Here is a 24,508-nt window from a genome sequence, read left to right as displayed (position 1 = left end):
GTCCTCAGCAGGTGTCCGGGTGTGCCACGTCCACCACGAGCCGCTCGGGCGCGTGCAGGACGGAGGTGCTGTAGGCGGGCTTGGTCTCGAAGGCGGCGCCGAAGGTCACGTACCCCTCGTAGTCGCCGGTCAGGGCGAGGCCCTTGAGCTTGCTCAGGCCGATCTGCTGGAGCCTGGGCCCCAGGTAGACGTTGTTGCCCGCGTCGTCGTGGCCGGCGGCGGGGTGCAGGCGGATCTGCAGGAAGTACTTCCCGGGCAGCGGCACGGGCTTGCCCGACCCGTCGTAGACCAGCTGGGAGACGGGCGTGACGGTGAACGGGGGCACGGAGCCCTGGAGGTCGACGACGATCCGGTCGTACGTGCAGTGACCGCCCCAGCGGGCGTTGACGACCAGCGGGGTGGCGGAGCGGACGGCCGCCGGGACGGCGGCCGAGGCCGGTGCGGCGAGCGCGAGCCCTGCGGTGAGCAGGGCACCCGTGGCCAGGGCCACGATCCGGCGGCGGTGCGGGTGGTGACGCATGGCGTCCCCCCGATCCTCTGAGACGGGAACCGACTGTCATCCGGTAGGACATTCCCGGGGGCCGTGTGGTTGCACGGGGCGGCCCGGCGGTCTCAGAAGGTCAGCAGCGCGCTCAGCTCGGCGTCCAGGTCGTAGTGGCGGTGCTCCTGCCCGCGCGGGACCAGCTCGGTCATCCGCCGGCACAGCCCGCGCAGGTCCTTGGCCCGCACGGAGACCACGCAGCCGTGCTCGCCGTTGGTCAGGGCCAGCAGGACCCGCGGCTCGGTGCCCGTCCAGCGCGGCCACACCTGTATGTCGCCCTCCCCGGTGGCGGAGGTCTGCCCGTCGATCAGCAGCTCCCGCGAGAACACCCAGCGGGCTATGCGCGCACCGCCGCCCCGGAACTCCACGGCGACCTCGTACGGCCGGTCCGTGCGGTAGACGAAGACGCCCTCCAGGGGGACCGCCGTCGGTGCGGCCTCCAGCCGCATCGGCAGTACACGGTGTTCGGTGATGGCCATGGCGGCTGCCTCTCTTCGCGGGGTAACAGCGCCCCCCGCAGCACGCTAGTGCACCGAGCGCCCCTCACCCGGGGGCCGAAGGTCCCGACCCGGGCGGGCCCTGGGACCCCTTTCGCCGGACGCGCGGAGGGGCCCGGCGCACCCGCCGGGCCCCTCGTCACGCTGCGTCGGTCAGGTCAGCACTCGATGACGTTGACCGCGAGGCCGCCGCGCGCGGTCTCCTTGTACTTGACCTTCATGTCCGCGCCGGTCTCCTTCATGGTCTTGATGACCTTGTCCAGGGAGACCTTGTGGCTGCCGTCGCCGCGCATCGCCATCCGGGCGGCCGTGACCGCCTTGACGGCCGCCATGCCGTTGCGCTCGATGCACGGGATCTGCACCAGGCCGCCGACCGGGTCGCAGGTCAGGCCCAGGTTGTGCTCCATGCCGATCTCGGCCGCGTTCTCGACCTGCTCCGGGGAGCCGCCCAGCACCTCGGCCAGGGCGCCGGCCGCCATGGAGCAGGCGGAGCCGACCTCGCCCTGGCAGCCGACCTCGGCGCCCGAGATGGAGGCGTTCTCCTTGAAGAGCATGCCGATCGCGCCCGCGGCCAGCAGGAAGCGCACCACGCCGTCCTCGTCCGCGCCGGGCACGAAGTTCACGTAGTAGTGCAGGACCGCCGGCAGGACGCCCGCGGCGCCGTTGGTCGGGGCGGTCACCACGCGCCCGCCCGCCGCGTTCTCCTCGTTCACCGCCATCGCGTAGATCGTCGTCCACTCGCTGCGGTGCAGCAGCGGGTCGCCCTCGGTGCGCAGCTGGCGCGCCGTGGCGGCGGCCCGGCGCTTGACGCGCAGCCCGCCCGGGAGGATGCCCTCGCGGGACATGCCGCGCGAGACGCAGGACTGCATGACCCGCCAGATCTCCAGGAGGCCCTCGCGGATCTCCTCCTCGGTGCGCCAGGCCTTCTCGTTCTCCATCATCAGGGAGGAGATCGACAGGCCGGTCTCGTTCGCGAGGCGGAGCATCTCGTCACCCGAGCGGAAGGGGTACTTCAGCACGGTGTCGTCGAGCTTGATCCGGTCCTCGCCGACCGCGTCCTCGTCCACGACGAAGCCGCCGCCGACCGAGTAGTAGGTCTTCTCCAGCAGCGGGGCGCCGGAGGCGTCGTAGGCGAAGAGGGTCATGCCGTTGGCGTGGTACGGCAGCGAGCGGCGGCGGTGGAGGATCAGCTGGTTCGGCTCGTCGAAGTCGATCTCGTGGACATCGCCTATCTCGGTGCCCAGCAGGCGCAGCTTCCCGGTGCGGCGGATCCGCTCGACCTCGTCGTCGGCGGTCTCGACGTCCACCGTGCGCGGGGAGTGGCCCTCCAGGCCCAGCAGGACCGCCTTGGGGGTGCCGTGGCCGTGGCCGGTGGCGCCGAGGGAGCCGAAGAGCTCCGCCCGCACGGAGGCGGTCTGGGCGAGGACGCCGTCCTTCTTCAGGCGCGACACGAACATGCGCGCCGCGCGCATCGGGCCGACCGTGTGGGAGGAGGAGGGGCCGATACCGATGGAGAAGAGGTCGAAGACGGAGATGGCCACTGGCGGACTCCCTTGTCGGCTCGTGGGGTGGAGAGGGGGGGCAGGGGTGTGGGTGGAGCGGGTGGTGCGGGGGGGATCTGCGGATTTTGTCCGGCAGACGAGCGTAACGCGTGGAGATGAACGTTTCGGCTCGCGGAAGGGTCCGGCGGACGTGAGCCGGCTCGCGTTCCGGTGCCCCGGCGTGGGGAGGGGGGCCGGGGAAGAAGACAGAAAGGGGCCCGGCCCTGTGCGGTACAAGGCCGGACCCCCTCCTGGCCCGCTGCTAGAGCGACGGGTACAGCGGGAACTTCGCGGCGAGCGCGGAGACGCGCGCCTTGAGGTCGTCCGCGTCGAACGCCGGCTTCAGGGCCTGCGCGATGATCTCGGCGACCTCGCGGAAGTCCTCGGCGCCGAAGCCGCGGGTGGCGAGCGCCGGCGTACCGATGCGCAGACCCGAGGTGACCATCGGCGGGCGGGGGTCGTTCGGGATGGCGTTCCGGTTGACCGTGATGCCGATCTCGTGGAGCCGGTCCTCGGCCTGCTGGCCGTCCAGCTCGGAGTTGCGCAGGTCGACCAGGACCAGGTGCACGTCGGTGCCGCCGGAGAGGACGGAGACGCCCACCTCGGTGACGTCCGGCTGGACCAGGCGCTCGGCGATGATCTTCGCGCCCTCCAGGGTGCGCTCCTGGCGCTCCTTGAACTCGGGCGAGGCCGCGACCTTGAAGGAGACCGCCTTGGCCGCGATCACGTGCTCCAGCGGACCGCCCTGCTGACCGGGGAAGACCGCGGAGTTGATCTTCTTGGCCAGCTCCTGCGTCGACAGGATGACACCGCCGCGCGGACCGCCGAGGGTCTTGTGCGTGGTGGTGGTGACGACGTGGGCGTGCGGCACCGGGTTCGGGTGCAGGCCCGCGGCGACCAGGCCCGCGAAGTGGGCCATGTCGACCATCAGGTAGGCGCCGACCTCGTCCGCGATCCGGCGGAAGGCGGCGAAGTCCAGCTGGCGCGGGTAGGCGGACCAGCCGGCGACGATCAGCTGCGGCTTGGACTCCTTGGCGAGGCGCTCGACCTCGGCCATGTCGACCTGGCCGGACTCGTCGACGTGGTAGGGGACCACGTTGTAGAGCTTGCCGGAGAAGTTGATCTTCATGCCGTGGGTCAGGTGACCGCCGTGGGCCAGGTTCAGGCCCATGATCGTGTCGCCCGGCTTCAGCAGCGCGAACATCGCGGCGGCGTTGGCCTGCGCACCGGAGTGCGGCTGGACGTTCGCGGCCTCGGCGCCGAAGAGCGCCTTGATGCGGTCGATCGCGATCTGCTCGACCACGTCGACGTGCTCGCAGCCGCCGTAGTAGCGGCGGCCCGGGTAGCCCTCGGCGTACTTGTTGGTCAGGACCGAGCCCTGGGCCTCCATGACGGCGACCGGAGCGAAGTTCTCCGACGCGATCATTTCCAGGGTCGACTGCTGGCGCACGAGCTCGGCGTCGACGGCGGCGGCGACGTCGGGGTCGAGCTCGTGGAGGGGGGTGTTCAGAACGGACATCAGGATCCCCTGGGGTGTCAGTTACTTGCCGGTGGTGAGGGCGGTGTACTCGTCGAAGGAGAGCGCGTCCTTGGGCTCCTCCGAGAGCTTCACCTTGAACAGCCAGCCACCCTCGAACGGGGCGGAGTTCACCAGCGCCGGGTCGTCCACGACGTCCTGGTTGAACTCGACGATCTCACCGGAGACGGGGGAGTACAGGTCGCTGACCGACTTCGTCGACTCCAGCTCGCCGCAGGTCTCGCCCTCGGTGACGGTGTCGCCGACCTCGGGGAGCTGGGCGTAGACGACGTCACCGAGCGCGTCGGCGGCGAAGGCCGTGATGCCGACCGTCGCGACGCCGTCGACGGCGTCCGACAGCCACTCGTGCTCCTTGGTGTAACGCAGCTGCTGGGGGTTGCTCATGGCCTGATTCTCCTGGATGCGGTGCGGTGGATGCGAACGGTGGTCTTGCGGGCCGACGGGGGCCGCCGGCGAGGGGTCCCGGGGACCCCGGGGGTCACTTCTGCCGCTTGTAGAACGGCAGGGCCACGACCTCGTACGGCTCATGCGTACCGCGAATGTCCACGCCGACACCGGAGGTGCCGGGCGCGGCGTGCTCCGCGTCGACGTACGCCATGGCGATCGGCTTGCCCAGCGTCGGGGACGGGGCGCCGGAGGTGACCTCGCCGATCACCTTGCCGTCGGCGACCACGGAGAACCCGGCGCGCGGGACGCGGCGGCCCTCGGCGACCAGGCCGACCAGCTTGCGCGGGGCCTGCGTGGCGGCGCGCTCGGCGGCGGCCTCCAGGGCGGCGCGGCCGACGAAGTCGCCCTCCTTCTCGAACTTCACGACCCGGCCCAGCCCGGCGTCGAAGGGCGTGAGGGAGGTGGTCAGCTCGTGCCCGTACAGCGGCATGCCCGCCTCCAGGCGCAGGGTGTCGCGGCAGGACAGGCCGGCCGGGACCAGGCCGACGCCCTCGCCGGCCTTGGTCAGCGCCTGCCACAGCTCCACGGCGTGCTCGGGCTTGATGAACAGCTCGAAGCCGTCCTCGCCGGTGTAACCGGTCCGGGCGATCAGCGCGGGCACGCCCGCGACGGTGCCCGGCAGGCCCGCGTAGTACTTCAGGCCGTCCAGGTCGGCGTCGGTCAGCGAGGCCAGGATGCCGGGGGACTCGGGGCCCTGGACGGCGATCAGCGCGTATGCGTCACGGTCGTCGCGCACCTCGGTGTCGAAGCCGGCGGCGCGCTCGGTCAGGGCGTCCAGGACCACCTGGGCGTTGGAGGCGTTGGCGACGACCATGTACTCGGTCTCGCCGAGGCGGTAGACGATCAGGTCGTCGAGGATCCCGCCGTCCTCCTGGCAGATGTGCGTGTAGCGGGCGCGGCCGACGCCGACGGTGGAGATGTTCCCGACGAGGGCGTGGTCGAGCGCCTTGACGGCCTCGGGGCCCTGGACGGTGATCTCGCCCATGTGGGAGAGGTCGAACAGGCCGGCCTTGGTGCGCACGGCGTTGTGCTCGTCGCGCTCACTCGCGTAGCGCAGCGGCATGTCCCAGCCCGCGAAGTCGGTCATGGTCGCACCGAGCGACCGGTGCAGCGCGTCGAGCGCGGTCAGGCGGGGGGCAGTGCTCATGGGTGTGGCTCCCGGGTCCCAGGGCATGACATGACGAGGACGATCCTCCCCATCTGTCATCGGAACCTGAGAGGTTCGCCGAGAGTCCCCACGCGGGGAACGCCGACTTGCACCTTGGGTGGAGCTGACGGACAGCTCGCTTTTCAGATCTGCCTCATCCACGCGGTACGGGGCCTGAGAGATTCAAGGGAGGTACTTGCTCCTTCGGCGCCCGGGCACGGCCTCGCGGCCAGCCGGGACTCTCCCGCGCGGATTCAAGCGGCCGGTATGCAGTTGGTGTCCAGATGGCGCACATCATTGCACGGGACGGGCGGAAGCGGGCAGCGGGGCCCGAAAGAACGTACGGAACACCAAAGGCACCGGGGGCCCCGGTGGTCCCAGGTGCTGGACGACCCGCCCGGAACCGGAGTGCCGGGATTACCGTCTCTTTACATTCAGCGGGCACAGGGCCCTCACGGCCCGAGTCGGGGGGAGACGATCACGTGCGGAGATTCGGAGTGGTGACCAGTACGGGAGCGGTGGACGGGACCCGCGTGCGACCTCTCGCCGCCCCGGCCGCCGGCACGGTCCGCGACCTGCGCGGATCGGCCGCCCGGAGCCCTCGGAGCCTGAGCTTCCGTGCTGGGGACATCGTCGTGGTGTCCGGCCTGCCGGGCGGCGGCAAGAGCACCCTGATCAAGCGGGCGGCCCCCGGCGGCGGCATCGACTCCCAGGACGTCCGCGAGCGCTGGGAGCGCAGGGTGCCGCAGGCGCTGCCGTACGCGGCGTACCGCCCGCTGGTCCGCGCGGCCCACTACTGGGCCCTGTGGCGCGAGCTGCGCTCCGGTGCGTCCGTAGTCGTCCACGACTGCGGCACCCAGTCCTGGGTCCGGGCCCTCCTGGCGGCCACCGTCCGCCGCCGGGGCAGCCGCCTCCACCTCCTCCTGCTGGACACCACCCCGGAAGAGGCCCTCGCGGGCCAGGAGTCCCGCGGCCGCGGGGTCTCGCCGTACGCCTTCGCCCGCCACCGCGCGGCGGTCGGCCGCCTCCTGGCGGCCGCGGAATCCGGCCACTCCCCGGCCGGCTGCGCCACCACCACCCTCCTGGACCGCCCGACGGCGGCGACCCTGACGCAGATCACCTTCACCTCCTGACCCCGGCGGCGGGTGGGGGACGACCGCCCCGCGCAGCGGCACCCGGGCCCACCGGATAGCCTCGGGGCCACATCCACGGGACGGACACAGAGGCAGGGGCGCATGCAGGGCAACGGCTGGCCGGCGAACGAGTTGGAACAGGTGCTCGGGACGGCCCTCGGGCAGCCGGACGCCGGCCCCCGCATCCTGGAGGCCCTGGGCCGCAGCCGGGTCTGGGTGCCGCTCCCGCAGGGCGGCGGCCCCGACAGCACCTCCCTCGACCTCCCCACCATGCTGATCGCCGGCGAGGCGTACGTCCCCGTCTACAGCTCCGAGGCCCAGTTCCGCTCCGCCGCCGGCCCCGCCATGGACTTCGCCGTCGCCCCCGCCGTGGAGTTCGCCCGCGGCCTGCCCCCGCAGCTCGGCATCGCCGTCAACCCCGAGGGCGCCGTCGGCGTCCCCCTGCCGCCGGCCGCCGTCGCACAGCTCTGCCGCACCGGCCGGACCGAGCTCGACGGCCCCGCCAGCGGCGCCCGCGTCCGGCTCTTCGAGCCCGACTGGCAGGACGACCCCGTCGACTTCCTCACCGCCGCCGCCGAGGAGTTCCGCGCCACCGGCGTCGTCTCCGCCGCGCACCGCTGCCTCGCCAGCGTCGAGGGCAAGGACCCCGAGCTCTACATCGGCGTCCAGCTGGTGGGATGGGACGCCGGATCCCGGACCGCCCCGCTGGAGGCGCTCGGCCGGGCGCTCGCCCGGGTGCCGGCGCCCTGGCCGGTGCAGTTGATCCTGCTGGAGGCCGCCGAGGACCCGGTCACGGACTGGATTCGTGAGCGCGTGCGCCCCTTCTACCTCCCGTAGCGCCGCTTAAGCTGTTCGGGACGTGGAGACGACGGGCGGACGAAGACGAAGAGGGGTACCGGGTGAGTGCGTCAGGCACGGCCGCGGCCGGGCAGGTCGAGCACATGCTGCGCCAGGTGACTCCCGGGCGCTATGAGAGCTACGAGTCATTCCTGCACGCCCTCGCCGAGGGCCGGCTGTGGATGCTGCTCTGGCAGGGGCAGCCGGGCTCACCGGACGCCCAGTACGGCGGCATGGAGGTCGAGGGGCTCGGCTACGCGCCCTGCGTGACCTCCCCGCAGGAGCTGGCCGCCAGCGGCTGGAACCGGGGCTACGAGGTGGTCACCGGCCGGGACATCGCCCGCGCCCTCTACCCCGACCGCTGGGGGCTGTGGGTCAACCCGCACGCCCAGGGCGGCGGCCTCGGCATCCCGTGGGCGGACCTCCGCCGGGTCGCGACCGGCCTGGAACGGATGCCGGCCGGCCCGCTGCGGCTGTCCGAGCCCGCCCTGGAGCTCCCGCAGTTCTACGGCCTGCTGACCCAGCACGCCCACCGCACGCCCGCCGTCCGCTCGCTGCGCCGCGCCTGGGTGCAGCCCGCGCTCGGGTCGGCGTACCTCGCGGTCGGCCTCGACCTCTACGACGCCTCCGCGCCCGCGCTGGAGTCCGTCCGGGAGATGATGCGCCAGTCGGTCGGCGTCGTGCCCGAGGGCGTGCCGGTGTGCACGGTCGCGCTGGCGGACGAGCACGATCCAGTGGCCATGTGGCTGCGCGCCCAGACCAGGCCCTTCTACGACCGCGAGGGGCAGGCGGCCGCGTACTGAGCCGCCGCGGGCCGAACACCGAGCCTGTTACAGGGACATTTCCGGGTATGCCCGCACCATGAGACGGGCCGTCCGAAGCGACCTCCGGCCGTCGGGAACCACCGTTCCCGGCGGCCTTTGCCTTGTCCGGATTTCGCCCTCATTGGGCGCCCAATTGGCGTGCTCCTCCGTAGAGTTGGGAGCCATGTCCGTTTGGCTACCGAACGGACGGTGTTGCTCCGCTGAGCCGCCACCGGAGTCCGGATAACGGGAACTCAAGCCTCAGATCACGGTTGCGCATCCTTTCATCTGCGGGTCTGGCGGCTGGTCGAGCGCCCGATGAAGACTCCCCACCCAAGAGCCGGTCAGTCCTCCAGGACCCGGCTCGGCACGTGCACTCCGCTTGTCGTTCCGCACAGCACTTCCCGCACTTCCGCACGGCCGCAGTCTTCGCATTCCACGCGTCACCACCTGCACTTCCCGCATCTCCTGCACTTCCTGCACCTCCCGCAGTTCTCGCAGTACTCACGCACCTCCCGACGCACCTCACCCGCGTTCCACCGTGTCCCGAGCACTCCGAGCGCCACTCCGCACCAACGCCGCCACAGCGGCGGGCATGGGCCGACCACCCGTCGGCCGAGAGGGGTCCCCACCACGATGACGGCACCACTGCACGACACGAGCGCGGAAACGCCCGCACCCGTGTCCGTAGCCGACGTCCCTGCCAAGGCCATCGAAGGCCGCTCGCCCGGCCGCATCGCCTGGATGCGGCTCAAGCGCGACAAGGTCGCGCTGACCGGCGGCGTGGTCGTGATCCTGCTGATCCTGGTGGCGATCTTCGCGCCGCTGATCGTGAACCTGCTGGGCCACGACCCCAACGAGTTCCACGAGGACCTGATCGACCCGGACCTGGGCACGCCGCTCGGCTCCTTCGGCGGCATCAGCTCCGACTACCTGCTGGGCGTCGAGCCGACCAACGGCCGCGACGTGTTCAGCCGGATCGTCTACGGCGCGCGCATCTCCCTGATCGTCGCCTTCCTGGCCGCCTTCGTGTCGGTCGTGCTCGGCAGCTTCCTGGGCGCCCTCGCCGGCTTCATCGGCGGCTGGGTCGACGGCGTCATCAGCCGCCTCATGGACCTGCTGCTGGCCTTCCCGCAGCTGCTGTTCACCATCGCCCTGGTCTCCGTCGTCCCCAACTCCGTCTGGGGCTTCGAGGGTTCGGGTGTCCGGATGGGCGTGCTCATCCTCGTCATCGGGTTCTTCGGATGGCCGTACATCGGACGCATCGTCCGCGGCCAGACGATCTCCCTGCGGGAGCGCGAGTACGTCGAGGCGGCGCGCAGCCTCGGGGCGGGCCGCGGCTACATCCTCGTCAAGGAGCTGATGCCGAACCTGGTCGCGCCGATCCTCGTCTACACCACGCTGATCATCCCGACCAACATCCTGACGGAGGCGGCCCTCAGCTTCCTGGGTGCCGGCGTCAAGCCGCCCACCTCCTCCTGGGGAAAGATGCTCTCCGACGCCGTCCCCATCTACCAGGACGACCCCATGTACATGGTGGTCCCCGGTATGACGATCTTTATCACCGTCCTGGCGTTCAACCTCTTCGGGGACGGGCTGCGTGACGCACTCGACCCCAAGGGCAGCTGAACCGCTTCTTCGATTCACCCACCTCTGGAGGTTGGACAACCGTGATCCGCAGAAAGCAGGCTCTCGCGATCACCGCCGTGATCGCCGCCCTGTCGCTGACCGCCGCGTGCGGTGGCAACGGGGACAAGACGGACGACACCAAGCCGGACGCCGACAGCGCCAAGGGCTACAGCGGTGCCGCCGAGGGCGTGATCAATGCCTCCGACGCCAAGGGCGGCGAGCTCAAGCTCTGGTCCCCGCAGGACGTCGACTACCTCGACCCGGCCCGCGCCTACTACGGCTTCGTCTGGGACATGCAGCGCCTGTACGTCCGCAGCCTGCTCGCCTACGACGCGAAGCCCGGCAAGGACGGCACCAAGGCCGTCCCGGACCTCGCCGAGGCCCTGCCGGTCGTGACCAACGACGGCAAGACCTACACCCTGAAGCTCAAGGACGGGGTGAAGTTCGAGGACGGCACGCCGATCACCTCGAAGGACGTCAAGTACGGCATCGAGCGCGTCTTCGCTCAGGACGTGCTGTCCGGCGGCCCGACCTACCTGATCGACGTCCTCGACCAGGGCCAGAAGTACCCCGGCCCGTACAAGGACACCGACCCGGACAAGATGGGCCTGAAGTCCGTCCAGACGCCGGACGACAAGACCATCGTCTTCAACCTGGCGAGCGCCAACGCAGACTTCAGCTACCTGCTGGCCATGCCGACCTCCTCGCCGGTCCCGGTGGGCAAGGACACGGGCGCCACCTACACCAACAAGCCGGTCTCCACCGGTCCTTACAAGGTGGAGAGCTTCACCGCCGGCAAGGGCGCGACCTTCGTCCGCAACGAGAACTGGGACCCGAAGACGGACCCGATCCGCAAGGGCCTGCCGGACAAGGTCTCCTTCACGGTGACCACCAACCCGGACGACATGGACCAGCGCCTGCTCTCCGGCGACATCGACCTCGCCATCGACGGCACCGGTGTCCAGCAGGCCGCCAAGAACAAGATCCTCAAGGACGCGAACCTCAAGAAGAACGCGGACAACCCGTTCACGGGCTACATCCGCTACTTCGCCTTCCCGACCACGGTCGCGCCGTTCGACAACATCGAGTGCCGCAAGGCCGTCATCTACGCGGCCGACCCGAAGTCCCTCCAGACCGCCCGCGGCGGCCCGACCAGCGGTGACCTCGGCGCGAACATGCTGCCGCCCGGCGTCCCCGGCTCGGACAAGGCCTACGACCCGTTCGGTCTGACGAAGGGCAAGCCGCAGGAGGCCAAGGCCAAGGAGGCCCTCAAGGCCTGTGGCAAGCCGGACGGCTTCGAGACCACCATCGCCGTGCGCAACAACAAGGCGCCCGAGGTGAAGACGGCCGAGTCCCTCCAGGCCTCGCTCGCCAAGGTCGGCATCAAGGCGACGATCGACCAGTACGACGGCAAGCTCAACTCCTCCGTGATCGGTTCGCCCGAGAACGTGAAGAAGAAGGGCTACGGCATCATCGTCATGGGCTGGGGCGCCGACTACAACTCCGGCTCGGGCTTCCTCCAGCCGCTGGTCGACGGATCGTTCATCCTGCCCAACGGCAACAACAACTACACGATGATCAACGACCCGGAGATCAACGGCCTGTTCAAGACGGCCGCCACCAAGACTCCGGAAGAGGCCGCGCCCTTCTACACGGACATCAACAAGAAGGTCATGGAGAAGGCGCTCTACCTCCCGATCAACTTCGACAAGGCGCTCGTGTACCACAACCCGCGCCTGACGAACGTCTACTTCAACGAGTCCTTCGGCAAGATCGACCTCGCCACCGTGGGCATCAAGCAGTAACACCGGCCGGCCCCCGGCCCGAGTCGTCACGTACCACGTAACACCACAGGCAAGTGCCTTCACCGCACATGCGCTAGTCCGAAGGGCAGGTGAAGGCCGCAGGCGGTGGCCGCCGTCCCCACGAGGGGTGGCGGCCACCCGCGCCGGGCGGCCGACTGCAGTGCTCGTCTACCTCATACGGCGGCTGTTCAACGTCGCCGCCACGCTGCTGGTGGTCTCCGTGGTCACCTTCGGCATCTTCTTCGCGGTCCCGAAGCTGACCGGCAGCGATCCCGCGCTCATGTACGCCGGACGCGAGACCAACGAGACCGCCCTGGCGGGCATCCGCGTGAAGATGGGCTTCGACAAGCCGATCTCCGAGCAGTACCTGCTCTTCGTCAAGGGCATCTTCGCCGGCCGCGACTACGACGGCGGCACGGGCGTCACCCACTGTGCGGCCCCGTGCTTCGGCTACTCGTTCAAGACCGAGGCGCCCGTCTGGCAGACCATGATGGACCGCATCCCGGTCACCCTCTCGCTCGCCCTCGGCGCGGCGGTCATCTGGGTGATCGCGGGCGTGGCCACCGGCGTCGTCTCGGCCCTCAAACGCAGGACCGCCATCGACCGCACGGTGATGGTCGGCGCGCTCGCCGGAGTCTCCCTGCCGATCTTCTTCACCGGCATGGTGGCCCCCGCCATCTTCGTCTACAGCCTCGGCTGGCTGGACGTCTCCAACTACAAACCCCTGACCGAGGATCCGCTGGCCTGGCTCAACAGCCTGATCCTGCCCTGGGTCACCCTCGCCTTCCTCTTCGCCGCGACCTACGCCCGCATCACCCGGGCGACCATGCTGGAGGTCCTCGGCGAGGACTACATCCGCACGGCGCGCGCGAAGGGCCTCAAGGAGGGCGTGGTCATCCGCAAGCACGCCCTGCGCTCCACCCTCACGCCGATCGTCACCATGTTCGGCCTGGACCTCGGCGGCCTCCTCGGCGGCGCCGTGCTGACCGAGACCACCTTCAACTTCCAGGGCCTGGGCACGGCGGCCGTCGCCGCCATCAGCCAGGGCGACCTCCCCGTGATCATGGGCGTCACCCTGCTCGCCGCGCTGTTCGTGGTGCTGGCCAACCTGATCGTGGACCTGCTGTACGCCGTCATCGACCCGCGCGTGAGGCTGACGTGACCGAGAACCAGAACAACGGCGCGCCCGCCTTCGTGCCCGAGCAGGGAGGCCCGCGCGACGGGGCACCCTTCCTCTCCGTGCGCGACCTGAAGGTGCACTTCCCGACCGACGACGGCCTCGTGAAGTCCGTCGACGGCCTCTCCTTCGACCTCGAACGCGGCAAGACCCTCGGCATCGTGGGCGAGTCCGGCTCGGGCAAGTCCGTCACCTCGCTGGCCATCATGGGCCTGCACCGCACCGGCAACGCCCGCAGCCGCCCGCACATCTCGGGAGAGGTCGTCCTCGACGGCGAGGAGCTCGTCGGCGCCGACGCCGACCACGTGCGCCGGCTGCGCGGCCGCAAGATGGCCATGGTCTTCCAGGACCCGCTCTCCGCGATGCACCCGTACTACTCGGTCGGCAAGCAGATCATCGAGGCGTACCGGACCCACCACGACGTCGACAAGAAGACGGCCCGCACCCGGGCCGTGGAAATGCTCGACCGCGTCGGCATCCCCGAGCCCCACCGGCGCGTGGACGCCTACCCGCACGAGTTCTCCGGCGGCATGCGCCAGCGCGCGATGATCGCGATGGCGCTGGTCAACAACCCCGAGCTGCTCATCGCGGACGAGCCGACCACCGCCCTCGACGTCACCGTCCAGGCGCAGATCCTCGACCTGATCCGCGACCTCCAGAAGGAGTTCGGCTCCGCGGTCATCATGATCACGCACGACCTCGGCGTGGTCGCCGAGATGGCCGACGACCTCCTCGTGATGTACGGCGGCCGCTGCGTCGAGCGGGGCTCCGCCGAGAAGGTCTTCTACGAGCCCCGGCACCCCTACACCTGGGGCCTGCTCGGCTCCATGCCGCGCATCGACCGCGACCAGACCGACCGGCTGATCCCGGTCAAGGGCTCGCCGCCCAGCCTGATCAACATCCCGAGCGGCTGCGCCTTCAACCCCCGGTGCCCCTACGCCGACGTGCCCAAGGGCGGCATCACCCGCACCCAGCGCCCCGAACTCACCGAGGACGGCAGCCGGCACTGGTCCGCCTGCCACATGTCGCAGGAGGAGCGGACCCGGATCTGGACCGAAGAGATTGCGCCGAAGCTGTGACCGACATGAAGAAGGACGCCGCCCCCGCCTCCGCCCCCGCCTCCGCGAAGCCCTCCGAGCCGGAGACCCTGCTGAAGGTCTCCGGCCTGGTCAAGCACTTCCCCATCAACAAGGGGCTGCTGCGCCGCCAGACCGGAGCGGTCAAGGCCGTCGACGGGATCGACTTCGAGGTCCGGCGCGGTGAGACGCTCGGCGTCGTCGGCGAGTCCGGCTGCGGCAAGTCGACGATGGGCCGGCTCATCACCCGCCTGCTGGAGCCGACGGGCGGCCGCATCGAGTTCGAGGGCCAGGACATCACGCACCTCGGCGTCTCCCGGATGCGCCCGCTGCGCCGCGACGTGCAGATGATCTTCCAGGACCCGTACGGCTCCCTGAACCCGCGCCACACGGTCGGCGCGATCGTCTCGGCCCCGTTCCACCTCCAGGGGGTCACCCCGGAGGGCGGGATCAAGGCGGAGGTCCAGCGCCTGCTGTCCCTGGTCGGCCTGAACCCGGAGCACTACAACCGCTACCCGCACGAGTTCTCGGGCGGCCAGCGCCAGCGCATCGGCATCGCCCGCGCCCTGGCCCTCAAGCCGAAGCTCGTCGTCGCGGACGAGCCGGTCTCGGCGCTGGACGTGTCGATCCAGGCCCAGGTGGTCAACCTGCTGGACGACCTCCAGCAGGAGCTCGGCCTCACCTACGTGATCATCGCGCACGACCTGTCGGTCATCCGGCACGTCTCGGACCGCATCGCGGTGATGTACCTCGGCAAGATCGTGGAGCTGGCCGACCGCAAGTCGCTGTACGAGTCGCCCATGCACCCGTACACGAACGCCCTGCTCTCCGCCGTGCCGGTCCCGGACCCCCGGCGGCGCGGGGCCAAGAGCGGCCGCATCCTGCTCAAGGGCGACGTCCCCTCGCCGATCTCCCCGCCGGCCGGGTGCCGCTTCCACACCCGGTGCTGGAAGGCCACGGAGGTCTGCAAGACCCAGGACCCGCCGCTGGTCCCCCTCAAGACGGGCCACGAGGTCGCCTGCCACCACCCGGAGAACGCGGAGGCCGCCCCGGTCGCAGCGGAATCCAGCCCCGCCGACGCCTGACCCCGGCCCCGCGGCGTTTGAGGCGCGGTGTCCGGGGCGGAGCCCCGGGAAACGGTGAAAGGGCGGGTCGGGGACTGCTCCGCGCAGCGGCCCCCGGCCCCGCCCCACCCACCGGCGGAGCTCCTGTCCCAGCGGCCCCGCCCGCCGGGCGACAATGAGGCGTGCTCCACGATCTCTTCCCGCCCGGAGTCCAGCACGCCCTGGACCTCGCCGGCATCTTCGTCTTCGCCCTCGCCGGCGCCCTCCTCGCGGTCCGCAAGAACTTCGACGTCTTCGGCATCGCCGTCCTCGCGCTCGTCACCGCCCTCGGCGGCGGCCTCTTCCGCGACCTCTGCATCGGCGCCGTCCCGCCCGCCGCCTTCGGCGAGCTCAGCTTCTTCGTGACGCCCCTGCTCGCCGCCGCGCTCGTCTTCTTCCTGCACCCCGAGGTGCAGCGCATCAACCGGGCCATCAACGTCTGCGACGCCGCCGGCCTCGGCCTGTTCTGCGTGTCGGGCACCACCAAGGCCTACGAGTACGGCCTCGGGCTGACCTCCTCCGCCGCCCTGGGCGTGGCCACCGCCGTCGGCGGCGGCGTCCTGCGCGACGTCCTCGCCAACGAGGTCCCCTCACTGCTGCGCGACCGCGAGATGTACGCCGTCCCCGCCGTCGTCGGCGCCTCGATGGTGGCCCTCTTCATCAGCTTCGACGTCCTGAACGCCATGACGACCGCCCTCGCGATCGTCACCACGTTCGTCCTGCGCATCCTCGCCATGCAGTACCACTGGCGCGCCCCGCTGGCCTGGAACCGCCGCTCCTCGGTGGCCGAAGAACCCTAGGTCCTCCACCGTCAAAACAAAAGCTACCGCTTAGTAGCTTCCGCGTGTACCGTCGTCGCCATGTCACACGCAGCGGCCCAGGCATCCATCGGCGACAGCGAATTCGACCGCGACACCACCATCACGCCCCGCGCGGGCGAGCCCGGTGTCTACGACGCGGAGCTCTCCGCCGGCTGGACGATCATCACCGCCGTGAACGGCGGCTATCTGCTGGCCCTGGTCGGCCGGGCCCTGTCGGCGGCCCTGCCGCACCCGGACCCCTTCACCGTCTCCGCCCACTACCTGACCTCCTCCGTGCCCGGCCCCGCCGTGATCCGCACCGAGATCGTCAGGGTCGGCCGCACCCTCTCCACCGGCCAGGCCTCGCTGTTCCAGTACGACGAGAGCGGCGCCGAGGTCGAGCGCATCCGCGTCCTCGCCTCCTACGGGGAGCTCTCCTCGCTCCCCGACAGCGTCCACACCGTGGCGCTGCCCCCCGCCATCCCGCCCTACGAGGACTGCCTCGGCGCCGAGGCGGGCCCGGCCCCGATCCCCGGCAGCAGCGCCATCGTGGACCGGCTCCGGCTGCGGCTGGACCCGGCGACGGCGGGCTGGGCCGTCGGGGCGCCGTCGGGCAAGGGCGAGATGCGGGCCTGGTTCGAGCTGGCGGACGGCCGTGACGCGGACCCGCTGTCGCTGCTGCTCGCGGTGGACGCCCTGCCCCCGACCGCCTTCGACCTCGGCCTCCTCGGCTGGGCCCCGACGGTCGAGCTCACCACCCACGTCCGCCACCGCCCGGCCCCGGGCCCCCTCCGCATCGGCATCGTCACCCGCAACCTGGCGGGCGGCTTCCTGGAGGAGGACGCGGAGGTCTGGGACTCGGCCGACCGGCTGGTCGCCCAGTCCCGCCAGCTGGCCCGGGCGCCGCGCCTGCCCTGACCGGGGCCGGCCGCCGCCCCCTCGCGGCGCCGGCGGGCGGGCCCGCGCCCGCCCGGCCGCCCCCGGGCGGCACCGGCCGGCCGCCGCCCCCGGGCCCCGCGGTGGTCGGACCAACCGCCCCCGGGCGCGGACGGGCGGGGCGGGGGACTCGTAGAATCAAAAAATCATGGCCTACCTCGACCACGCCGCGACCACGCCGATGCTCCCGGAAGCCGCCGCGGCGATGACCGCGCAGTTCGCCGCCACCGGTAACGCCTCCTCCCTGCACGCCGCCGGCCGCCGCGCCCGCCGCACCGTCGAGGAGGCCCGCGAGGCCCTCGCCGAAGCGCTCGGCGCCCGCCCCAGCGAGGTGGTCTTCACCGCCGGCGGCACCGAGGCCGACAACCTCGCCGTCAAAGGCCTCTACTGGGCCCGCCGCGACGCCGACCCGGCCCGCACCCGCATCCTCGCCAGCCCCGTCGAGCACCACGCCGTCCTCGACGCCGTGCACTGGCTCGCCGAGCACGAAGGGGCCGACGTCGAGTACCTCCCCGTCGACCACCACGGCCGGGTCCGCCCCGAGGCCTTCCGGGAGGCCGTCGAGCGGGGCCCCGACGACATCGCCCTGGCCACCGTCATGTGGGCCAACAACGAGATCGGCACCGTCATGCCGGTCCGCGAACTCGCCGCCGTCGCCCGCGAGCACGGCGTCCCGCTGCACTCCGACGCCGTCCAGGCCGTCGGACAGCTCGACGTCCGCTTCGGCGACAGCGGGCTCGCCGCCATGACCGTCAGCGGCCACAAGATCGGCGGCCCGTACGGCATCGGCGCCCTGCTCCTCGGCCGCGACCAGACCCCCGTCCCCGTGCTGCACGGCGGCGGCCAGGAGCGGCACGTCCGCTCCGGGACCCTCGACGTGCCCGCCATCGCCTCCTTCGCGGTGGCGGCCGTCCTCGCCGCCGAGCGGCGCGAGCGGTTCGCCGCCGAGGTCGGCGCGCTGCGCGACGAGCTGATCGGCGCCGTCCTGGCGGCCGTCCCCGACGCCGTCCTCGGCGGGGACCCCGAGGACCGGCTCCCGGCCAACGCCCACTTCAGCTTCCCCGGCTGCGAGGGCGACTCCCTGCTGCTGCTCCTGGACGCGCAGGGCATCGAGTGCTCGACCGGCTCCGCCTGCACGGCGGGCGTCGCCCAGCCCAGCCACGTCCTGCTCGCGACCGGCACCGACCCCCAGCTGGCCCGCGGCACCCTCCGCTTCTCCCTGGGGCACACCTCCACCAAGGAGGACGTGGCGGCGGTCGCGGCGGCCATCGGCCCGGCGGTGGCCCGGGCCCGCACGGCCGGCCTCAGCTAGCCGCCCTGCGCGGGAGCGGTCCGGGCGAGCTCCTCCCGGACCGTCCGCAGGTAGCGGTCCCAGTCCCAGTGCGGTCCCGGGTCGGTGTGGTCGGCGCCCGGGACCTCGGAGTGGCCCAGGAAGTGCGTGCGGTCGACCGGTATGTGATACCTCCGGCAGACGTCCGCCGCCAGCCGCGCCGACGCCGCGTACATCGCGTCCGTGAAGTCCTGCGGGCGGTCGACGAAGCCCTCGTGCTCGATGCCGACGCTGCGCTCGTTCATGGACCGGTTCCCGGCGTGGAAGGCGACGTCCAGCTCGCGCACCATCTGCTCCACGTGCCCGTCCTGGCGGACTATGTAGTGCGCCGACGCCTTGTGGAAGGGGTTCTTGAACGCGTCCACCGACGAGGCGAAGTCCCCCTGTGTGACATGCACGACGATCCGGTCCACCCGGTAGTCGTCGGGCCGGTCCGCCATCCGCCAGTTCGCCGGCGAGGCCGCCGTCCAGCCCGCCCCGGGGGAGTCCACCTCCCCCTCCTTGCGCGGCTTGGCCACCCCCGGCAGCAGCCACCAGGCCCGCCGGAGCTCGTCCTGCGCCGCCAGAGCCCCCACGCCGAGAACCCCGAGTACGCCGAACAGCACCGCCCGCCGGGTCCGGCCCCCGCCCTTCGCCTTCGCGCCCTCTTCGGTCATGTGATCCACCCCCCACCGCCGACAACGCGCCGTGACCCCGCGCGGTTCCCCGTACCCTGGAAGGCGCTATGACTGAGAACCTGCCGCGCACCGCCCGCCCCCTCCGCGTCCTCGCCGCCATGTCCGGCGGCGTGGACTCCGCCGTCGCCGCCGCGCGCGCGGTCGAGGCCGGGCACGACGTCACGGGCGTCCACCTGGCGCTCTCCGCGAACCCCCAGTCCTTCCGGACCGGCGCCCGCGGCTGCTGCACCATCGAGGACTCCCGCGACGCCCGCCGCGCCGCCGACGTCATCGGCATCCCCTTCTACTGCTGGGACCTCGCCGAGCGCTTCCGCGAGGACGTCGTCGAGGACTTCGTCGCCGAGTACGAGGCCGGGCGCACCCCGAACCCCTGCCTGCGCTGCAACGAGAAGATCAAGTTCGCGGCGCTCCTCGACAAGGCCCTCGCCCTCGGCTTCGACGCCGTCTGCACGGGCCACTACGCGACCATCGTCGAGAAGGAGGACGGCACCCGCGAGATGCACCGCGCCTCCGACATGGCCAAGGACCAGTCCTACGTCCTCGGCGTCCTCGACGAGAAGCAGCTGGCCCACGCCCTCTTCCCGCTGGGCGACACGGTCACCACCAAGGACGAGATCCGCGCCGAGGCCGAGCGCCGGGGCCTGGCCGTGGCGAAGAAGCCCGACAGCCACGACATCTGCTTCATCGCCGACGGCGACACCCAGGGCTTCCTCGCGAAGCGCCTGGGCAAGGCCGAGGGCGACATCGTCGACGGGGCGACCGGCGAGAAGGTCGGCACCCACGACGGGGCGTACGGCTTCACCATCGGCCAGCGCAAGGGCCTGCGCATCGGTCACCCCGCCCCCGACGGCAAGCCCCGCTACGTCCTCGACATCTCGCCGGTGAACAACACCGTCACCGTCGGTCCCGCCGAGGCCCTCGACGTCACCGCCCTCACCGCGATCCGCCCCCGCTGGTGCGGCTCCGCCGCCGCCCCCGCGGGCACCTACACCGCCCAGCTGCGCGCCCACGGCGGCGAGACGGAGGTCTTCGCCGAGGTCGTGGACGGCGAGCTGCGCGTCCGCTTCGCCGAGCCGGTCCGCGGCGTGGCCCCCGGCCAGGCGATCGTGCTCTACGACGGCACCCGCGTGGTCGGCTCCGCCACCATCGCGGCGACCACCCGGGCCACCGCCACCGCCGCCTCCGCCTGAGGCCCTGCTAGGCCACCGTCAGGACGATCTTGCCGGTGGTCCGGCCCCGCTCGCCGAGCTCATGGGCCTCGGCGGCCCGCTCCAGCGGCAGCACCGCCTCCACGAGCGGCTTCAGCGCGCCGCCGTCGGCCAGCGCCGCGATCTCGCGCAGCCCCAGCCGGTCCGGCTCGACCAGCACCCAGTCGGCGCGGAAGCCGCGGGTGTCGGCCGGGACGTCGTCCGGGCCGGGCAGGGTGACCAGCCGGCCCCCCTCGCGCAGCACCGCCAGGGAGCGCTCGGCGACCTCGCCGCCGAGGCCGTCCAGGACCACGTCCACGTCCGAGACGACGTCCTCGAAGGCCACGGCCCGGTAGTCCACGACCTCGTCCGCGCCCAGCGCCCGCAGCAGCTCGTGCTTGCCCGCGCTGGCCGTGCCGATCACGTACGCCCCGCGCGCCTTGGCGATCTGCACCGCCAGGTGCCCGACGCCGCCGGCCGCCGCGTGGACCAGGACCCGCTCGCCGGGACGCACGTCCGCGGTGTCCACCAGGGCCTGCCAGGCGGTCAGCGCGGCCAGCGGCAGCGCCGCGGCCTCGACGTGGCTCAGCGAGGCGGGCTTCGCCGCCAGCTGCCGGGCCGGGGCCACCGCGTATTCGGCGTAGCCGCCCGCCTGGCGCGGGAAGTGCGGCATCCCGTACACCTCGTCGCCGGGGGCGAAGAGGGTGACGCCGGGGCCGACCGCCTCGACCGTGCCGGACACGTCCCAGCCCACGATCGGGGTCTCGCCCCAGGCGATCAGGCCCCCGCTGGCCCGGGTCTTCCAGTCGACCGGGTTCACGCCGGCCGCGTGGACCCGGACGAGGACCTCGCCGAGACCGGGCTCGGGCCGGTCGATCTCCCGCTCGACCAGGTTCTCCGGGCCGCCCCACTCGTTCACGACGATCGCGCGCATGTCCGTATGCCTCATTCCATCCGTTTGCCTCTGATTCCGGGCTCTTTCCCGGCGGCATGTCTCAGATTGGGGCACCGCGCACCTCCGCAGTGTTGGCCGTTTGGCCACTATGTGACAGGATCTGGCCATGAGTGAGGCACGGGACGGCGTCGAGGGCGAGACCCGCACCGGGAGCGGCGCCGGCGGCAGGCACCTGGTCGCGGTGCTGGCCCTGCCGGGCTTCCCCCCGTTCGAGCTGGGCATCCCCTCCCGGGTCTTCGGCAGCGCCGTGGACGAGGACGGCCAGGCCCTCTACGAGGTCGTCGTCTGCACCGCCGACGGCCTCCCCGTGCCCAGCGACTCCGGCTTCGCCCTCCAGCCCGCCGCCGGGCCCGAAGCCCTCGCCGCCGCCGACACCGTGATCGTCCCGCCCACCCACGCCATGCCCGAGCTGGGCCGGGGCGGGCCGCTGCCGCCCGCCGTCGCCGCGGCCATCGCGGGCATCCGCCCCGGCACCCGCCTGGTGTCCATCTGCACCGGCTCCTACGTCCTCGCCGCCGCCGGGCTCCTCGACGGCCGGCCCGCCACCACCCACTGGAACCTCGCCCGGGAGTTCCGCACGGCCTACCCGAAGGTCCGCGTCGACGAGGACGTGCTCTTCGTCGACGACGGGGACGTCCTGACCTCGGCCGGGGTCTCCGCCGGCGTCGACCTGTGCCTGCACCTGATCCGCCGCGACCACGGCGCCGCCGTCACCAACCGGGCCGCCCGGATGTGCGTCGTACCGCCCTGGCGCGACGGCGGGCAGGCCCAGTACATCGACCGCCCCGTCCCCGAGCCCACGGTCGCCACCACCACCGCCACCCGGGCCTGGGCCCTGGAGCGCCTCGCCGAACCGGTCAGCCTCGCCGAACTCGCGGCCCACGCCCGGATGAGCCTGCGCACCTTCACCCGCCGCTTCCGCGACGAGGTCGGCATGACCCCGGTGCAGTGGCTGACCGCCCAGCGGCTCGAAGTCGCCCGCGACCTGCTGGAGTCCAGCGACCTGCCCGTCGACCTGGTCGCCCACCGCGCGGGCTTCGGCACCGCGAACTCCCTGCGCCAGCACATGCGCGCGTCCCTCGGCGTCTCCCCGATCGCCTACCGCCGCACCTTCCGGCCGGCCGTGCCCGCCGAGGCCCGCCGGCCCGTGTGACACATGACCCCGGAGGTAATCGACCGGTCCTCCGCGCGCTGCCAGGATGAGATCGACAAGCCGTCCGGGCAAGGGAATCGGAGCCAGACATGACCGCGTACGCCATCGGCCACATACGCCCCTCGACCATGAACGAGGACGTCCTCCGCTACATCGAGGAGATCCAGTCGACCATGGCCCCCTTCGAGGGCCGCTTCCTCGTCCACGGCAACCCGGTCGAGGTACTGGAGGGCTCCTTCCCCGGCGACCTCGTGATCATCGCCTTCCCGGACATCGAGCGCGCCCGCGCCTGGTACGCCTCCCCGGCCTACCAGGAGATCCTGCCGCTGCGCACCCGGCACATCCCCGGCGACATCCTCCTCGTCGACGGCGTCCCGGCGGGCTACGACGCCACGAAGACGGCCGCCGCCCTCCGCGAGTCCGCGGGGCTCTGACACCGCGCGCCCCGGCCCGCCCCGGGTGGCGGGCCCGGTACCCGCCCCGGGGTGCGAGCATGGGCCGTATGCCTACTCACCTGATCACCGGCGCCGGCTCCGGCATCGGTGCCGCCGTCGCCGCCCGCCTGCACGCCCGGGGCGACGACCTCGTCCTGCTCGCCCGCGACGCCGCCCGCGCCCGGCAGCTCGTCGAGCGCTACCCCGGAGCCCGGACCCTCGTCGGCGACCTCGCGGACCCCGACCGGCTCTCCTGGGCCTTCTCCAAGCAGCCGATGCCCGAGCGGATCGACTCCCTCCTGCACATCGCCGGGATCGTCGACCTCGGCCCCGTCGGCGAGCTGCGCCCCAAGACCTGGCACCAGCAGCTCAACGTCAACCTGATCGCCCCCGCCGAGGTCACCCGCCTGCTGCTGCCCACCCTGCGGGCCTCCAAGGCGACCGTCGTCTTCGTGAACTCCGGCGCCGGCCTCAACGCCCACGCCGAGTGGAGCGCCTACGCCGCCTCCAAGCACGGCCTCAAGGCCCTCGCCGACTCCCTGCGCGGGGAGGAGAAGGCCAACGGCATCCGCGTCACCTCGGTCTACCCCGGCCGCACCGCCAGCCCCATGCAGGCCAAGGTCCACTCGCAGGAGGGCAAGGAGTACGACCCCTCCGCCTGGATCGACCCCGAGTCCGTGGCCACCACCATCGTCATGGCCGTCGACCTGCCGCGCGACGCCGAGGTCAACGACCTGAGCGTCAGGCCCGGCCGATGACCGCGGGCGCCACCGGCGTCGGATCCCTGCCGGGCGGCGACGCCCGCGAGGCCGCCAAGACCGCCACGGGCTCCTTCGAGGACTTCCCGTACCTGCCCGAACTGCCCGCCCGCGGACCCGGTGCCGACATGATCGGCCGCTCCCTCGGGCTGCTCGTCGACCTGTACGCCCACGTCGAGCCCAGCGGCTGGCGGATCAGCGACCGCCCCGGCCGCGACACCCGGCGGGCCCGCTCCTGGCTCGGCGAGGACCTCGACGCGCTGGAGGAGTTCACCCAGGGGTACACCGGCAGGCTGAAGGTCCAGGCCGTCGGGCCCTGGACGCTGGCCGCCGCCCTCGAACTGCACGGCGGCGAGGCCGTCCTCCAGGACGCCGGAGCCTGCCGCGACCTCGCCGCCTCCCTCGCCGAGGGCCTGCGCGGCCACCTCGCCGACGTCCGCAAGCGCGTCCCGGGAGCCGAGGTCGTCCTCCAGTACGACGAGCCCTCGCTCACCGCCGTCCTGCGCGGCCGGGTGCGCTCCGCCAGCGGCTACCGCACCTACCGGGCGGTCGACCGGCAGGTCGTCGAGAGCGCCCTGCGCGACCTGTTCTCCGTCCACGACGGGGAGGTCGTCGTCCACTCCTGCGCGCCCGACGTCCCCTTCGCGCTGCTGCGCCGGGCCGGTGCCGCGGCCGTCTCGTTCGATTTCTCCCTGCTCACCGAGCGCGAGGACGACGCCATCGGCGAAGCCGTCGAAGGCGGGATGAAACTCTTCGCCGGAGTGGTGCCGGGCACCGACGGCCCGTTGTCGGACCCGGGCGGTAGCGTCATGGGTGTCAGGAAGCTCTGGCGCAGGCTGGGGCTGGCTCCGGGGACTCTCGCCGAGTCCGTCGTGGTCACCCCTTCGTGCGGTCTGGCGGGCGCCTCGCCCGCCTACGCCCGTGCGGTGCAGGCCCACTGCGTCAGGGCGGCGAGGTCACTCGCAGACAACCCTGAGTGACGGTCGAGGACGGGCCACGGGAGGA

At 72.1% G+C, this 24,508-nt stretch carries 24 protein-coding genes and 1 riboswitch; of the genes, 16 read left to right on the top strand and 8 right to left on the bottom strand.

Annotated elements, in window-relative coordinates; genetic code table 11:
* Positions 1–4 precede the first annotated feature (4 nt).
* From AB0469_RS15885 to gcvT, 6 genes are all read right to left on the bottom strand, one after another.
* Positions 5–520, bottom strand: coding sequence for a hypothetical protein (locus AB0469_RS15885; RefSeq protein WP_366451968.1), 516 nt, complete (start codon positions 518–520; stop codon positions 5–7).
* 92 nt (positions 521–612) lie between these two features.
* A complete protein-coding gene (locus tag AB0469_RS15880) occupies positions 613–1,020 on the bottom strand; it encodes an SsgA family sporulation/cell division regulator (protein WP_366451967.1) in 408 nt (135 codons plus the stop codon).
* 176 nt (positions 1,021–1,196) lie between these two features.
* Positions 1,197–2,579 carry an L-serine ammonia-lyase gene (locus AB0469_RS15875; RefSeq protein WP_042811643.1) on the bottom strand — a complete coding sequence of 461 codons (1,383 nt, stop codon included), beginning with the start codon at positions 2,577–2,579 and terminating at the stop codon, positions 1,197–1,199.
* Positions 2,580–2,841: 262 nt separating this feature from the next.
* The gene (glyA, locus tag AB0469_RS15870) at positions 2,842–4,098 is read right to left on the bottom strand and encodes a serine hydroxymethyltransferase (protein ID WP_042811644.1); all 1,257 of its coding nucleotides are present in this window, start codon (positions 4,096–4,098) and stop codon (positions 2,842–2,844) included.
* Positions 4,099–4,119: 21 nt separating this feature from the next.
* On the bottom strand, positions 4,120–4,500 hold the full coding sequence (gene gcvH / locus AB0469_RS15865) for a glycine cleavage system protein GcvH (protein ID WP_366451966.1): 381 nt from the start codon (positions 4,498–4,500) through the stop codon (positions 4,120–4,122).
* A 94-nt stretch (positions 4,501–4,594) separates the two neighbouring features.
* On the bottom strand, positions 4,595–5,710 hold the full coding sequence (gene gcvT / locus AB0469_RS15860) for a glycine cleavage system aminomethyltransferase GcvT (protein WP_366451965.1): 1,116 nt from the start codon (positions 5,708–5,710) through the stop codon (positions 4,595–4,597).
* Between the two features lie 153 nt (positions 5,711–5,863).
* A riboswitch (glycine riboswitch) is annotated at positions 5,864–5,967 on the bottom strand.
* A 261-nt stretch (positions 5,968–6,228) separates the two neighbouring features.
* Between gcvT and AB0469_RS15855 the strand changes: the two genes are divergently transcribed.
* The 11 genes from AB0469_RS15855 to AB0469_RS15805 all read left to right on the top strand — a co-directional run bounded on the left by AB0469_RS15855 (position 6,229) and on the right by AB0469_RS15805 (position 18,321).
* Positions 6,229–6,843, top strand: coding sequence for an AAA family ATPase (locus AB0469_RS15855; protein WP_366452096.1), 615 nt, complete (start codon positions 6,229–6,231; stop codon positions 6,841–6,843).
* Between the two features lie 102 nt (positions 6,844–6,945).
* The gene (locus tag AB0469_RS15850) at positions 6,946–7,680 is read left to right on the top strand and encodes an enhanced serine sensitivity protein SseB (protein WP_366451964.1); all 735 of its coding nucleotides are present in this window, start codon (positions 6,946–6,948) and stop codon (positions 7,678–7,680) included.
* A gap of 62 nt (positions 7,681–7,742) precedes the next feature.
* Positions 7,743–8,483, top strand: coding sequence for an enhanced serine sensitivity protein SseB C-terminal domain-containing protein (locus tag AB0469_RS15845; RefSeq protein ID WP_366451963.1), 741 nt, complete (start codon positions 7,743–7,745; stop codon positions 8,481–8,483).
* A 636-nt stretch (positions 8,484–9,119) separates the two neighbouring features.
* Entirely contained in the window at positions 9,120–10,112 is a 993-nt protein-coding gene (locus AB0469_RS15840) for an ABC transporter permease (RefSeq protein ID WP_358892284.1), read from the top strand.
* Positions 10,113–10,153: 41 nt separating this feature from the next.
* On the top strand, positions 10,154–11,917 hold the full coding sequence (locus AB0469_RS15835; protein WP_366451962.1) for an ABC transporter substrate-binding protein: 1,764 nt from the start codon (positions 10,154–10,156) through the stop codon (positions 11,915–11,917).
* Positions 11,918–12,077: 160 nt separating this feature from the next.
* Positions 12,078–13,079, top strand: coding sequence for an ABC transporter permease (locus AB0469_RS15830; RefSeq protein WP_042811653.1), 1,002 nt, complete (start codon positions 12,078–12,080; stop codon positions 13,077–13,079).
* 32 nt (positions 13,080–13,111) lie between these two features.
* A complete protein-coding gene (locus AB0469_RS15825) occupies positions 13,112–14,173 on the top strand; it encodes an ABC transporter ATP-binding protein (RefSeq protein ID WP_366452095.1) in 1,062 nt (353 codons plus the stop codon).
* Positions 14,170–15,255, top strand: a complete 1,086-nt coding sequence (locus AB0469_RS15820; protein ID WP_366451961.1) for a dipeptide ABC transporter ATP-binding protein — start codon at positions 14,170–14,172, stop codon at positions 15,253–15,255. The genes AB0469_RS15825 and AB0469_RS15820 overlap by 4 nt, the downstream gene beginning before the upstream one ends.
* A gap of 161 nt (positions 15,256–15,416) precedes the next feature.
* Positions 15,417–16,073 (top strand): trimeric intracellular cation channel family protein, encoded by a 657-nt coding sequence (locus AB0469_RS15815; protein ID WP_366451960.1) that lies wholly within the window; start codon positions 15,417–15,419, stop codon positions 16,071–16,073.
* A gap of 60 nt (positions 16,074–16,133) precedes the next feature.
* Entirely contained in the window at positions 16,134–16,991 is an 858-nt protein-coding gene (locus AB0469_RS15810; RefSeq protein ID WP_366451959.1) for a thioesterase family protein, read from the top strand.
* 166 nt (positions 16,992–17,157) lie between these two features.
* Positions 17,158–18,321, top strand: coding sequence for a cysteine desulfurase family protein (locus AB0469_RS15805; protein ID WP_366451958.1), 1,164 nt, complete (start codon positions 17,158–17,160; stop codon positions 18,319–18,321).
* Here the strand turns inward: AB0469_RS15805 and AB0469_RS15800 are convergent.
* A complete protein-coding gene (locus AB0469_RS15800; protein WP_366451957.1) occupies positions 18,318–18,995 on the bottom strand; it encodes an N-acetylmuramoyl-L-alanine amidase in 678 nt (225 codons plus the stop codon). The two genes, AB0469_RS15805 and AB0469_RS15800, sit on opposite strands and share 4 nt — an antisense overlap.
* A gap of 68 nt (positions 18,996–19,063) precedes the next feature.
* On the opposite strand from AB0469_RS15800, the gene mnmA reads away from it, so the two are divergent.
* A complete protein-coding gene (mnmA, locus tag AB0469_RS15795; protein WP_366451956.1) occupies positions 19,064–20,206 on the top strand; it encodes a tRNA 2-thiouridine(34) synthase MnmA in 1,143 nt (380 codons plus the stop codon).
* Between the two features lie 7 nt (positions 20,207–20,213).
* Here mnmA and AB0469_RS15790 read toward each other — a convergent pair whose 3' ends face one another.
* Positions 20,214–21,137: an NADP-dependent oxidoreductase gene (locus AB0469_RS15790; RefSeq protein ID WP_366451955.1), complete on the bottom strand. Its 924-nt coding sequence runs from the start codon at positions 21,135–21,137 to the stop codon at positions 20,214–20,216.
* A gap of 127 nt (positions 21,138–21,264) precedes the next feature.
* Between AB0469_RS15790 and AB0469_RS15785 the strand changes: the two genes are divergently transcribed.
* The 4 genes from AB0469_RS15785 (at position 21,265) to AB0469_RS15770 (ending at position 24,483) form a co-directional block, all read left to right on the top strand.
* Positions 21,265–22,311 carry a helix-turn-helix domain-containing protein gene (locus AB0469_RS15785; RefSeq protein ID WP_366451954.1) on the top strand — a complete coding sequence of 349 codons (1,047 nt, stop codon included), beginning with the start codon at positions 21,265–21,267 and terminating at the stop codon, positions 22,309–22,311.
* 89 nt (positions 22,312–22,400) lie between these two features.
* Positions 22,401–22,745 carry a DUF1330 domain-containing protein gene (locus AB0469_RS15780; RefSeq protein ID WP_366451953.1) on the top strand — a complete coding sequence of 115 codons (345 nt, stop codon included), beginning with the start codon at positions 22,401–22,403 and terminating at the stop codon, positions 22,743–22,745.
* 68 nt (positions 22,746–22,813) lie between these two features.
* Positions 22,814–23,503 carry an SDR family oxidoreductase gene (locus AB0469_RS15775; RefSeq protein WP_366451952.1) on the top strand — a complete coding sequence of 230 codons (690 nt, stop codon included), beginning with the start codon at positions 22,814–22,816 and terminating at the stop codon, positions 23,501–23,503.
* Positions 23,500–24,483 carry a methionine synthase gene (locus tag AB0469_RS15770; RefSeq protein WP_366451951.1) on the top strand — a complete coding sequence of 328 codons (984 nt, stop codon included), beginning with the start codon at positions 23,500–23,502 and terminating at the stop codon, positions 24,481–24,483. Before AB0469_RS15775 ends, AB0469_RS15770 begins: the two co-directional genes overlap by 4 nt.
* Positions 24,484–24,508 lie beyond the last annotated feature (25 nt).

This window comes from Streptomyces sp. NPDC093801 (genome assembly GCF_040701585.1).
Lineage (GTDB): Bacteria > Actinomycetota > Actinomycetes > Streptomycetales > Streptomycetaceae > Streptomyces.
This window is presented reverse-complemented; position numbering and strand designations above follow the sequence as displayed.